Source organism: Kocuria tytonicola (genome assembly GCF_003687175.1).
Taxonomy (GTDB): Bacteria; Actinomycetota; Actinomycetes; order Actinomycetales; family Micrococcaceae; genus Kocuria; species Kocuria tytonicola.
The window spans coordinates 1175267-1187258 of the sequence record NZ_RDEX01000001.1; the positions used below are offsets into that span (position 1 = coordinate 1175267).

The following is an 11992-nucleotide window of genomic DNA, read 5'->3' on the forward strand; positions in this document are numbered from 1 at the left end:
CGAGGAAAGTGGGCTGAACTGCCTCCGAGTTTATCGGCCCGACCCCGGGGTGAACCATGGCCGCGGCCCCCAGTTCGCTGATGGCTCAGGTGCTCCACCCGCGTCTCTTCTGCCGAGCGGGGGCCGTTCGCCACGGGGTTCCGGCGGTCCCGGAGCATGCCGCGACCGGCCGGTGCGCGGCCCGCGCGGCCGGCCCGCGCTGCCGGCACGCCGACCGCGGGAGGGCGGCAGGGCGGCGTCGTCCGGCCGTGGCCCGGAAGCGGGCGCGGGTACGCTGAGCCATCGTGGACACCGCGCAGAACCCCGAGACCCAGACCACGCCCCGGACGAGCCGGTGGCGGCGGCTGGCGCGCCGGCAGTCCCTTCCGTCGCTCGCGCTCGCGGGCACCTCGGTGCTCATGGTGGCCGGTGTGGTGCTGCCGGCGCCCTACGTGATCGAGGCGGCGGGGCCCACGTTCAACACGGTGGGCACCGTGGACGACAAGCAGCTCGTGAAGATCGACGGCGCCCCCACGTACCCGAGCGACGGGCAGCTGGACCTCACCACGGTCTACGTCAAGGGCGGCCCCTCGGGCCGCGTGAACTCGATCAACGCGGTGCTCGGCTGGCTGGACCCGGCCCAGGCCGTGATCCCCGAGGACACCCTCTACCCGCCGGAGACCACGCGCGAGCAGGTGGACGACTCCAACGCCGCCGCCATGACCACGTCCCAGGAGGACTCCGTGGCCGCCGCCATGGGCTACCTGGACAAGCCCTACACCACCACGCTCACGGTCCACGCCGTGGTGCCGGGCGGTCCCGCTGAGGGCGCCCTGCAGCCCGGGGACGAGCTGGTCTCCGTGAACGGCACCAGGGTCACCTCCCTGAAGCAGCTGCGCTCCCGGCTCGACGCCGCCGGCGCCCACGGAGCGGACGTCACCGTGCGCCGTGACGGCGGCACACGCACGGAGCACGTGGCGCTGACGCAGGAGCAGGAGACGAAGAGCTGGCAACTGGGGGTCTACCTCGTGCCGCGCTACGACTTCCCCGTGGACGTGGACTTCCAGCTGGAGCAGGTGGGCGGGCCGAGCGCCGGGATGATGTTCGCCCTCGGGATCGTCGAGGAGCTGACCCCGGGCTCCCTGGCCGGGGACCGCCACATCGCGGGCACCGGGACGATCACCGCGGACGGCACGGTGGGCCCGATCGGCGGGATCCGCCAGAAGCTCGTGGGCGCGGCGGACTCCGGCGCCGAGTACTTCCTGGCCCCCCGGGACAACTGCGACGAGGTGGTGGGCCACGTCCCGGACGGGCTCACCGTGGTGGAGGTGGGAACCCTCGGCGAGGCCGTGGGCGCGGTGGAGCACGCGGCGGCGGGCTCGGTGCAGGACCTGCCCAGCTGCCGCACCCGCTGACACCACGGGCGTGGATTGCACGGGTGCGGGGTGTCCGACACTCTAAGGTTGGTGGTGATCATCCCCAGATCTCCATCCGCGCCCAGCGAAGCCAGAGGTATGCAGTGACCGCCGGATCCACTTCACCCCGTCCATCCAGCAGGTCTGCGCAGGGCCGCCCGAAGCGGGGGGCGCTGCTGCCCACCGTGATTGCCGTGGTGGTCCTGATCGCGCTGTTCGTGGGTTTCACGCAGGTCTACACGGATGTCCTCTGGTTCGAGCAGCTGGGATACCTGCGGGTGTTCGTCACCCGCAACCTCTCTGTGATCGCACTGTTCGTGGTGTCGGCCCTGATCGTCGCGGCACTGATGTTCCTCAGCATGTGGCTCGCCCACCGCAGCCGGCCGCGCGACGGTGCCGTGAGTGACACCATGGCCAAGTACCAGCAGGCCCTGGATCCCGTGCGCAAGGTGGTGATGGCCGCCGTTCCGATCATCTTCGGGCTCTTCGCGGCCTCCACGGTGGCCTCCCAGTGGAAGACGGTGCTGCTGTTCTTCAACCAGGAGCCGTTCGGGCAGACGGACCCCCAGTTCCACCTGGACCTCGGCTTCTACGTCTTCACACTGCCGTTCCTGCGCCTGGTCATCGGCTTCCTGGTCACGGCGCTGCTGCTGGCCGGGGTGGCGGGACTGCTCATGCACTACGTCTACGGCGGCATCCGCATCCACGAGCGCGGGCTCACCACCACCCGTTCCGCACGCGTGCAACTCGGCTCCATCGTGGCGGCGTTCCTGGCGCTGCAGGCCGTGAACTTCTGGCTGGACCGCTACGCCACGCTGATCAAGGGCTCCGGGAAGTGGGCCGGTGCCCTGTACACGGACGTCAACGCCGTGATCCCCACCAAGGGCATCCTGGCCGTGGCGGCGATCCTCGTGGCCGTGCTCTTCGTGGTGGCCGGGTTCATCGGGCGCTGGAAGCTGCCGGTCATCGGCGTGGCCATGCTCGTGGTGGTCGCCGTGGTGGCCGGCGGCCTGTACCCCTGGGCCGTCCAGCGCTTCCAGGTGACCCCCACCGAGCAGGCGCTGGAGAACGAGTACATCCAGCGCAACATCACCATGACCCGGCAGGCCTACGGTCTGGACAAGACCGAGGTCACCCCGTACGACGCCACCACCGAGACGGAGAAGGGCGCCCTGCGCCAGGACACGGAGACCACCTCCAACATCCGTCTGCTGGACCCCAACGTGGTGTCCTCGGCGTTCGCCCAGCTGCAGCAGTTCCGGCCCTACTACCAGTTCCCCGAGATGCTCAACGTGGACCGCTACGACATCGACGGTCAGACGCAGGACACCGTGATCGCCCCGCGTGAGCTGAACACGGACCAGATCCAGGGCTGGTACAACAAGTCGGTGGTCTACACCCACGGCTACGGCGTGGTGGCCGCGTACGGATCCCGTGTGCAGGCGGACGGCAAGCCCGAGTTCATGCAGGCCGGCATTCCCTCCAAGGGCCAGATCTCGGACGACTACGAGCCCCGCATCTACTTCGGCGAGAAGTCCCCGGAGTACTCCGTGGTGGGCGGTGCGGAGGGGGACGCGCCCCTGGAGCTGGACCGGCCCCAGACCAACGAGGGGGACGCCGCGGACGCCAAGACCACGTTCTCCGGCGACGGTGGGCCGAACGTGGGCAACTTGTTCAACAAGCTGTCCTACTCGATCAAGTTCCAGTCCACGGACATGCTGCTCTCGGACGCCGTGCGGCCCGAGTCCCAGATCCTCTACGACCGCAACCCCCGGGAGCGCGTGGAGAAGGTGGCTCCGTACCTCACGGTGGACGGCAAGCCGTACCCGGCGGTCGTGGACAACAAGGTGGTCTGGATCGTGGACGCCTACACCACGGCGGAGTCCTACCCGTACTCCACGCCGTCCGTGCTCCAGGACGCCACCAAGGACACGCAGACCGCGCAGGGCGCCACGGCCGCCCTGCCCGCGGACCGGGTCAACTACATCCGCAACTCGGTCAAGGCCACGGTCAACGCCTACGACGGCTCGGTCGAGCTCTACGCGTGGGACGACCAGGACCCGGTGCTGAAGTCGTGGCAGAAGGTCTTCCCGAGCACTGTGAAGCCGTACTCGCAGATGTCCGCGGACCTCATGAAGCATGTGCGCTACCCGGAGGACATGTTCAAGGTCCAGCGCGAGCTGCTCAACCGCTACCACGTCACGGACGCCAACAGCTTCTACGCGAACGACGACGTCTGGTCCGTCCCGAACGACCCCACCCAGCAGAACCGGGACGTCCCGCAGCCGCCGTACTACCTGTCCATGCGGATGCCGGGGGAGAAGAAGGCGAACTTCTCGCTGACGTCCTCCTTCATCCCGCAGCAGAACGAGTCCGGCAACACCCGCAACGTGATGTACGGGTTCCTCTCCGCGAATGCGGACGCGGGCACGGGCAAGGCGGGGGAGAAGAGCCCGGAGTACGGCAAGCTGCGGCTGCTGGAGCTGCCGCGCTCGTCCTCGGTGCCGGGCCCGGGCCAGGCGCAGAACAACTTCAACTCGAACACCGCGGTGTCCAACGAGCTGAACATCCTGCGCCAGGGCGCCTCCGAGGTGATCAACGGCAACCTGCTGACGCTGCCGGCCGGTGACGGCATGCTCTACGTGCAGCCGGTCTACGTGCAGTCCTCCGGCGATGCCGCGTACCCTACTCTGCGCAAGGTGCTCGTGGGCTTCGGCGAGAAGGTGGGCTACGCGCCCACGCTCGACGGCGCCCTGGACCAGGTCTTCGGCGGCCAGTCCGGCGCCACGACCGACAAGGGCGCGGGCATCAGCGAGAAGGCCGCGGACGCCGCCCAGGGCGGGGGCGGCGAGAAGCAGGACGGTGACAAGGCCAGCCCCTCGCCGTCCGCCTCGCAGCCCTCGCGCTCGGCGTCCCTGCAGGAAGCGCTGGACTCGGCCAACAAGGCCATGAAGGACTCGGACCAGGCCATGAAGGACGGCGACTGGACCAAGTACGGCGAGGCCCAGGACCGGCTCAAGCGGGCAGTGGAGGACGCCATGGCCCAGGAGGGGCAGAGCAAGTAGGTCTCGGCTCTGCCCGCACGCACGAGGGCGGCCACCGGATCACTCCGGCGGCCGCCCTCGTGCGTGGCCCACCCTCGCTCCCGGCCCGGCCCGGCCCGGTGCGCGACGGACGACGGGGGAGCTGCGAGTCCCGCCCCGCACACCCGCCCGCACACCCCGTCCCGGGAGTGCGACGGGCCCCGATTTGCACGACCCCGGGGACGCCCGTATAGTTGTGGATGTCGCCGCGGGGTGGAGCAGTTCGGTAGCTCGCTGGGCTCATAACCCAGAGGTCGCAAGTTCAAATCTTGCCCCCGCAACCAGAGAGAAGTCCGGCTCCGTGTGGAGCCGGACTTTTCGCATGTCCGGTGCCTGCTTCCGGTGTGCCTTCCCAGGACCCCGGGATGCCCGCGCGCGCCCTCCGCAGGCCCGGAAGCCCCGCAGCACGACGCCGCCGTGCCCCGGGGAGGGGCGCGGCGGCGTCGTCGTGCTGGGGCGGCGTCAGCGGCGGCGGCGCGAGGTGCCGAAGATCGAGCGGGTGATCTCACGGCCCAGGGCGGAACCTGCGGAGCGCATCATGGAGCGCACCGCGGGGTTCTCCATGACGGAACCCAGGAACCCGCCCTCGTCCCGGCGTGAGCGTTGCCCGCGCCCGTCGTCGCGGGGCTGCTCGCCCCGGGAATGCTCCTGGGAGGAACGCTCCGGGGCGTCCTCACCGGGACCGGCCTCCGCCGCGCGGTCCAGCCGCCCGTGCAGCAGCTCGTACGCGGACTCCCGGTCCACGGCCTCGCCGTAGGCCGCGAGCCGGGGGGAGGCGGAAACCAGGGCGTCCACGGCGCTCTCGGGCGCGGGGCCCATGAGCGACTGCGGAGCGCGCATCCGCGTCCACGCCACGGGAGTGGGGGCACCGGTCTCGGACAGCACCGTGACCACCGCCTCACCGGTGGCCAGCTGCGTGAGCAGCTGCTCGAGGTCGTACCCGCTCTTCGGGTAGGTGCGCACGGCGGCCTTCAGCGCCTTGGCGTCGTCCGGGGTGAAAGCGCGCAGCGCGTGCTGCACCCGGTTGCCCAGCTGCGCGAGGACGTCCGAGGGGATGTCCTTGGGGGACTGGGTCACGAAGAAGATGCCCACGCCCTTGGAACGGATGAGACGCACGGTCTGCTCGATCGAGTCCAGGAACTCCTTGGACGCACCCTCGAACAGGAGGTGGGCCTCGTCGAAGAAGAACACCAGGCGCGGCTTCTCCGCGTCCCCCACCTCGGGCAGGTCCTGGAAGAGGTCCGCGAGCAGCCACATCAGGAACGTGGAGAACAACCGGGGCTGCTGCTGCACCTCGGAGAGCTCGAGGCACGAGACGACGCCCTTGCCGTCCTCGGTGGTGCGCAGCAGGTCCGCGGTGTCGAACTCGGGCTCGCCGAAGAAGACCTCGGCACCCTCGTTCGCGAACGTGGTGAGCTCGCGCAGGATCACCCCGGCGGTCTGCGGGGACAGCCCGCCGATGCTCGCGAGCTCCTCCTTGCCCTCCGGGGAGGTCAGGTGCAGCACCACTTCCCGCAGGTCCTTCAGGTCCAGCAGCGCAAGCCCGTGGGAGTCCGCGTAGTGGAACACGAGCCCCAGGGAGGACTCCTGCGTGGCGTTGAGCCCCAGCACCTTGGAGAGCAGCGTGGGCCCGAAGGACGTGACCGTGGCACGGATGGGCACACCCCGGCCCTGCCCGCCCAGGCTGAAGAACTCCGTGGGGCTCGCCGTGGGGGTCCACTGCTGGCCCACGGACGCGGCGCGCTCCGCCACCTTGGGGTTGTCCTCGCCGGGCTGGGAGATGCCGCTGAGATCCCCCTTGACGTCCGTGAGGAACACGGGCACGCCCTGGGCGCTCAGCTGCTCCGCGAGGGCCTGCAGGGTCTTGGTCTTGCCGGTGCCGGTGGCGCCGGCCACCAGGCCGTGCCGGTTGAGGGTGGACAGGGGGACCCGCACGGGTGCGTCCGCGTGGGCGCCGGTGTCGTCCAGAGCGGCGCCCAGGTCCAGGCACGGAGCGTCCGTGGCGTAGCCAGAACGGATGGCGTCGAGCTGCTGCTGCGCTCCGGTGGGTGCGTCCGGCATGTCCTAGACCTCCTCGGCGGACACGATGTTCTCGCCGTTGCGGGTGGAGCCGCCGTTCTTCAGCGCCGCCAGGCGGGCCTCGATCTCGGTCTGCTGGCCCATGGACTCCAGTGCCTCGAACTGCCGGTCCAGGGAGGAGTCAGCGAGCTCCTGCTGGCCCGCCACGCGTGCTTCCTCGCGGCGGATCTTCTCCTCGAAGCGGGAGACCTCGCTCGTGGGGTCCATGACGTCGAAGGACTTCAGGGCGTCCTGCACCTGGGACTGCGCCTGGACGGTCTTGTTCCGCGCCGCGAGCTCGTCGCGCTTGGCGGAGAGCTCCTGCAGCTTGCCGCGCATGCTGTTGAGCCCGTCCTTGAGCTTGGCCACCGTCTCGGTCTGGGACGCGATCTGGGGCTCGGCCCCGCGGGCCTCGTTCTCGGACTGGATCTGACGCTGGATGGCCACCTTGGCGAGGTCGTCGAACTTCTGCGCCTCGCCGGCCTTGCCCGCGGCGCGGAACTCGTCCGCCTTGTTGGACGCGGCGAGGGCCTTGGTGCCCCACTGCTGGGCCTCCTGGAGGTCCTCCTGGTGGTCCTTCTCGAGCAGCCGGAGGTTGCCGATGGTCTGGGCCACGGCGGACTCGGCCTCGCGGATGTTCTCCGTGTAGTCCCGAACCATCTGGTCCAGCATCTTCTGCGGGTCCTCGGCGGAGTCGATCATCGCGTTGATGTTGGCCTTCGCCAGCTGGGCGATCCGGCCGAAGATGGACTGCTTGGTCATGGTGCTCTCCCGTTCTCGTGTGTCGGGCGTTCTCACGCCCCGGATGATGCTGGAATCATGGGTTCCGCTGACGCCCCGGAGGGGCGCCTGCGGCCTGTGGGTCGAACCCCGCGCCTGCCGGGCTCCGTCGTGGCACGGGTCTCGTCAACGGCACGGGGCTCCTGCAGGGCACGGCGCGCTCAGAAGTCGCCGCCCACCCCGCCGCCGAAGTCGCCGCCGCCGAAGTCCCCTCCGCCGAAGCCGCCGCCGAAGTCTCCTCCGCCGTAGTCCCCGCCGTCGTAGTGGCCGCCGCCGAAGCCGCCGCCCCCGTTGAGGATGCCACCCAGCAGGATGCCTCCGAGCATGGCACCGCCGAGGCCGTTGCTGCGCGAGCCGCCGTAGCCCCCGTAGCCGTAGCCGGGCGAGTCGTAGAACCGGTCCACGTCCAGCTGCGCGGAGCGCTGCGCGGAGTCCGCGAGCCGAATGGACTGGTTGGCCTCGTTCAGCGCACGCTCGGGGTCGGAGTTCTGCAGCTGCTGGGCGATCTCCAGGTGGCGCTCGGCCTCGGCGAGCTCGGTGCGGGCCTGCGCCCCCACGCCGCCGCGGCGGGCCCAGACGTAGTCGGAGGCCGTGGTCAGGCTCGCCTGCGCGCTGACGAGCGCGTGGGAGAGGGTCTCGCGGGCCGAGCGGGCGCGGTCGTTGGCGTCCCGGACGCCCTGCAGCCCCTTGTCCAGCTCGGCCTTCGCCTGCGCCAGCCGCCGGGACGCGCCCACGGGGTCGTAGTGGCCCGAGGACATCTGCTGCGTCACCGTCTGCAGCACGGAGCGGACACCGGCGGCGGCGCCCGCGAGCTCGGGGCGGGATCCCTGGCGCACGAGCCCTTCGGCCTCCGCCACGTCCCGCTGCGCAATGCTCACCGCGTCCTTGAGGGACTCCTCGGCGCGGGCCAGCTCGCGCCGGGCGTTCTCGACGGAGGCGATCAGCCCCTGCGCCTGGCCCTGGGCCTCCTCCGCGGCACGGATGCTGAGCACGGCCTCGGAGGTCCGTCCGGCCGCGAGGTCCTGCTGCGCGCGGGTCGCCGCGCCCTCGGCGAACTCGAGGCGCTCGCGCGCCTGCTCGCCGTTGTCACGCACGGGTGCCAGTGCGGCGTCGTCGTAGCGGCCGTGCAGGGAGACCAGGAGGGACTCGGCCTCCTGGAGGCGGGGCCGGGTGCCTGCCACGGACGAGCGCACCGCCTCCAGCGCCTCCGGGGCGCGGGTCTCCAGCTGCCGCAGCTGCGAGAAGTTCTGCTCCTGTTCCGCGAGCGGCGCGCGGGCCTGACGGGTGCGCTCGATGATCTCCCCGAGCCAGGCGCGCTGCTCGGCCTCGGTGTCCGGGATGTCGTCCTCGAGCTTCTGCTGCAGCTCGAAGGACGCGCGCATGTGCTCCTTGGCTCGGGCGAGCGCCTCCTCGAAGGGGCGGGTCTGCTCGCTGCCGTACTGCAGCTGGGCGAACGCGAGCTCCTGCTCCGAGTGCTGGATCGCGTTGTCCGCCTCCACGAGCGCGGAGCCCGCCTGCCGGTGCAGCTCGGGCAGAGGCGCCGGGGGCTGCTGGGGAGCGCGCTCGCCGTACTGCTCACCAGAGCCCTGCGGGCCCCACCCACCCTGGTCCTGCGCACCCTGCCCCCGACGACGCCGCCTGCGGGCCACGCTGACGGCACCCACCGCGACGGCGGCGGCGCCGCCCGCGACCACCAGACCGGTGACCGCGCCGCCCGCGCCGACGAGTCCGCCGCCGAGCTCGTGGTCGATGCCGTCCACGGCGCCCTGGACCACACCGTTCCAGTCGTGGCTGCGCAGGGGGGAGTCGATGTGCTCGTCGTAGATGCGCTGCTGCTCCGCGGTCGAGAGCGGTCCCTTGGGGCTGGCCACGAAACGTGCCTTGCCGGTCTCGGTGGCCACGGTGAGCAGGGCGTCGTTCGTCCCGAGACCGTTGGCCCGGGCGTACTGCTGCGTCCACTTGCCCGGGTCGGTGGGCTCCGTGAAGCGGTCCACGAAGACCACCGTCAGCGTGATGTGGTGCTTCTTCCCGAGCTCGCCGATGCTGCGGGTCAGTCCGGAGGTGTCGCCCAGGACGTTCGCCTGGTCCACGACCCGCGAGCCCGAGTCCACCGCCGAGGGGGGCTGCGCCGTCGCCACGGGCAGTGCCAGGAAGCAGGCCCCTGACAGGGCTGCGGCCGTGGCGGTGCGGCGCCACACGGTGCGTGAACTCATGGTCCTCGTTCCCTCGATGTCGGCCCGGCGAATGACGTCCCGGGCAGTGCTGCTCCACAGGATGCCGTGCGTAGCCCAGAATACGCTGTGCGTCCTGTGGGGTCACTCACTCCTGCAGCTCCCCGAAAACCGTCAGTGGACTCCCAGCAAGAGAGCTGTTCTCTCAGCCCCACCCCAGAGGAACGGGGCATACTTGAGCCCCGGACCAGGTCGGCGCCCACCGCCGGCACCAGAGGTTGACAAGGAGAGACCATGGCTGATTCCCGCGATCCTCGCACCGGGGGAGATCCCCAGCACCCCGTCCCCGGGGGACACGGCTCTGCGGCGGACGGCACCGGTGCCGACTCCGTCGGCGGGTCGTCGTGGCAGGCCCGCGACACCCGGCCCATGCCGCCTGCGGGACACGGAACTGCGGGGTACGACGCCGCGGGGTCCGCTCGGGAAGGTGCGCGGTTCGACCAGGGGCAGGCCGCCGGGCGGGACCCCTACTACGGGGTCCAGGGCGGTGGCGCGGACCAGGGAGGCTACGGGGCTACACCCTACGAGGGCACGGGCTCCTTCACCGGGGCGGGCCACGGCTACGGGGCCGCGGGGGACGGCGGCGCCCAGCCCCCGTACTCGGGTGGACCCGGGTACGAGGGGCACCCCGAGGGCTCCTACCCCCAGGAGGACGGGACGGCTGCAGCGCCGAAGCGGAGGTTCGGTGCGGGCACCATGATCGCGGGGATGGCGCTCGCCGGACTGCTCGGAGCGGGAGTGGCCGTGGGCACGGGCGCCGTGGGCGCGGACGGCGGGGCCTCGGGAGGCACGAACAGCTCTCCGGTGATCGTCAACGACACGGACTCCGTCAACGAGATCACCGGCGCCACCCAGAAGGCCTCGCCCTCGGTGGTCACCATCTCCGCGACCGCAGGCAGCCAGGCCGGCACCGGTTCCGGGGTGATCCTCGACGACCAGGGCCACATTCTCACCAACACGCACGTGGTGACCCTGGACGGCGCCACCTCGGACGCCAAGCTCGAGGTCCAGACCGCGGACGGCTCCGTGCGCAAGGCCACCGTGGTGGGCACGGACCCGGAGTCGGACCTCGCCGTCATCACGGTGGACCCGAGTGGGCTCACCCCCGCGGAGTTCGGCGACTCCGGCAAGCTCAACGTGGGGGACGCCGCCATTGCGATCGGGGCGCCCCTGGGGCTGAGCGGAACCGTCACGGACGGCATCGTCTCCACGCTGAACCGCACCATTGCCGTGGCATCCTCCGCGGCGCAGGACACCCCGGAGGACACCCAGCGCAGCCCCGGCGGTCCGCAGGACTTCTTCTTCAACTTCCCGGACAACGGGCAGTCCGGTTCCCAGTCCGCGAAGTCCAGCGTCTACCTCAACGTGCTCCAGACCGATGCCGCGATCAACCCCGGCAACTCCGGCGGCGCGCTCGTGAACGCGCAGGGCCAGGTGATCGGGATCAACGTGGCGATTGCGTCCGCGGGAGGCTCGTCCGGCGAGTCCTCCGCCTCCGGGAACATCGGGGTGGGCTTCTCGATTCCGGCCAACACCGCGAAGCGGGTGGCGGACGAGATCATCAAGGACGGCAAGGCCAGCCACGGCTACCTGGGGGCCTCGGTCTCCGGATACACCCCCTCGGGGGCGAACTCCGAGACGTTCTCCGCGGGCGCCAAGGTGCGCTCGGTGGAGTCGGGCTCTCCGGCCGAGGACGCCGGTCTGAAGGCGAACGACGTGGTCACGAAGTTCAACGGCAAGCCGATCACGGACGCGGACGCCCTCACGGCGGGCGTGCGGGAGCTCGGTGCCGGGTCGAAAGCCGAGATCACCTACCAGCGGGACGGCGACGAGCGCACCGCCACGGTCACCGTGGGCAACGCGGCGGACCACAAGAAGTAAGCTGCCGTCCCGCGCGGTGGCGCCAGAGGTGCCACCGCGCGGGAGGTGCCGTCCCCGGGCGGGCCCCGAGCGGCGTCGTCCCAGGCAGCGGCAGCGCTCAGAGACCCCGGGGGAAGTCCAGCTGGCGCCACGCCTCGTAGAGCGCGATCGACGCCGCGTTGGCCAGGTTGAGGGAGCGGCGCCCCTCGAGCATGGGGATGCGCACGCGCTCGTCCACGTGCGGGTCCGCGAGCACTTCGTCCGGCAGGCCCGTGGACTCCCGCCCGAAGAGCAGCACGTCCCCGTCCCGGTAGGACACGTCCGTGTGCCGGGTTTGGGAGCGGGACGTGAACGCGATGACCCGGGCGTCCCCGAGCTTTTCCCACAGGTCCTCGACCGAGGGGTGCACGTCCATCACGGCGAGGTCGTGGTAGTCGAGGCCCGCGCGGCGCAGGTGCGCGTCCGAGAAGTCGAAGCCCAGCGGCTCCACCAGGTGCAGGCGGGCACCCGTGCACGCGGCCAGACGGATGGCGTTGCCCGTGTTGCCCGGGATCTCAGGGGTGTGGAAGACGAAGTGGAGCATGGG

Annotated in this window: 7 protein-coding genes and 1 tRNA gene; 4 read left to right on the forward strand and 4 right to left on the reverse strand. The window is 71.0% G+C overall.

The window, feature by feature from the left end; all coding sequences use genetic code 11:
- The first annotated feature begins 284 nt into the window (after nucleotides 1-284).
- The 3 genes from EAE32_RS05350 (at nucleotide 285) to EAE32_RS05360 (ending at nucleotide 4761) form a co-directional block, all read left to right on the forward strand.
- The gene (locus EAE32_RS05350) at nucleotides 285-1394 is read left to right on the forward strand and encodes a YlbL family protein (protein ID WP_243635589.1); all 1110 of its coding nucleotides are present in this window, start codon (nucleotides 285-287) and stop codon (nucleotides 1392-1394) included.
- 104 nt (nucleotides 1395-1498) lie between these two features.
- Nucleotides 1499-4459, forward strand: coding sequence for a UPF0182 family membrane protein (locus EAE32_RS05355; protein ID WP_121864390.1), 2961 nt, complete (start codon nucleotides 1499-1501; stop codon nucleotides 4457-4459).
- A 225-nt stretch (nucleotides 4460-4684) separates the two neighbouring features.
- Nucleotides 4685-4761: transfer RNA gene (locus EAE32_RS05360), tRNA-Met, on the forward strand.
- A gap of 178 nt (nucleotides 4762-4939) precedes the next feature.
- Here the strand turns inward: EAE32_RS05360 and EAE32_RS05365 are convergent.
- The 3 genes from EAE32_RS05365 to EAE32_RS12100 form a co-directional block, all read right to left on the reverse strand.
- A complete protein-coding gene (locus tag EAE32_RS05365) occupies nucleotides 4940-6538 on the reverse strand; it encodes a helicase HerA-like domain-containing protein (protein WP_121846777.1) in 1599 nt (532 codons plus the stop codon).
- 3 nt (nucleotides 6539-6541) lie between these two features.
- Nucleotides 6542-7297, reverse strand: coding sequence for a PspA/IM30 family protein (locus EAE32_RS05370; protein WP_121846778.1), 756 nt, complete (start codon nucleotides 7295-7297; stop codon nucleotides 6542-6544).
- A gap of 179 nt (nucleotides 7298-7476) precedes the next feature.
- Nucleotides 7477-9528 (reverse strand): TPM domain-containing protein, encoded by a 2052-nt coding sequence (locus tag EAE32_RS12100; RefSeq protein WP_121864391.1) that lies wholly within the window; start codon nucleotides 9526-9528, stop codon nucleotides 7477-7479.
- Between the two features lie 252 nt (nucleotides 9529-9780).
- On the opposite strand from EAE32_RS12100, the gene EAE32_RS05380 reads away from it, so the two are divergent.
- A complete protein-coding gene (locus EAE32_RS05380) occupies nucleotides 9781-11427 on the forward strand; it encodes a S1C family serine protease (protein WP_121864392.1) in 1647 nt (548 codons plus the stop codon).
- Between the two features lie 97 nt (nucleotides 11428-11524).
- On the opposite strand, the gene EAE32_RS05385 is transcribed toward EAE32_RS05380, so the two are convergent.
- The gene (locus EAE32_RS05385) at nucleotides 11525-11989 is read right to left on the reverse strand and encodes a tRNA (cytidine(34)-2'-O)-methyltransferase (protein ID WP_121846148.1); all 465 of its coding nucleotides are present in this window, start codon (nucleotides 11987-11989) and stop codon (nucleotides 11525-11527) included.
- Between the last annotated feature and the right edge of the window lie 3 nt (nucleotides 11990-11992).

What these genes read in the sequence shown, in the direction of transcription:
- EAE32_RS05365 (WP_121846777.1), bottom strand. Translation starts at nt 6,538, where the DNA reads ATGCCGGACGCACCCACCGGAGCGCAGCAGCAGCTCGACGCCATCCGT.
- EAE32_RS05370 (WP_121846778.1), bottom strand. Translation starts at nt 7,297, where the DNA reads ATGACCAAGCAGTCCATCTTCGGCCGGATCGCCCAGCTGGCGAAGGCC.
- EAE32_RS12100 (WP_121864391.1), bottom strand. Translation starts at nt 9,528, where the DNA reads ATGAGTTCACGCACCGTGTGGCGCCGCACCGCCACGGCCGCAGCCCTG.
- EAE32_RS05380 (WP_121864392.1), top strand. Translation starts at nt 9,781, where the DNA reads ATGGCTGATTCCCGCGATCCTCGCACCGGGGGAGATCCCCAGCACCCC.
- EAE32_RS05385 (WP_121846148.1), bottom strand. Translation starts at nt 11,989, where the DNA reads ATGCTCCACTTCGTCTTCCACACCCCTGAGATCCCGGGCAACACGGGC.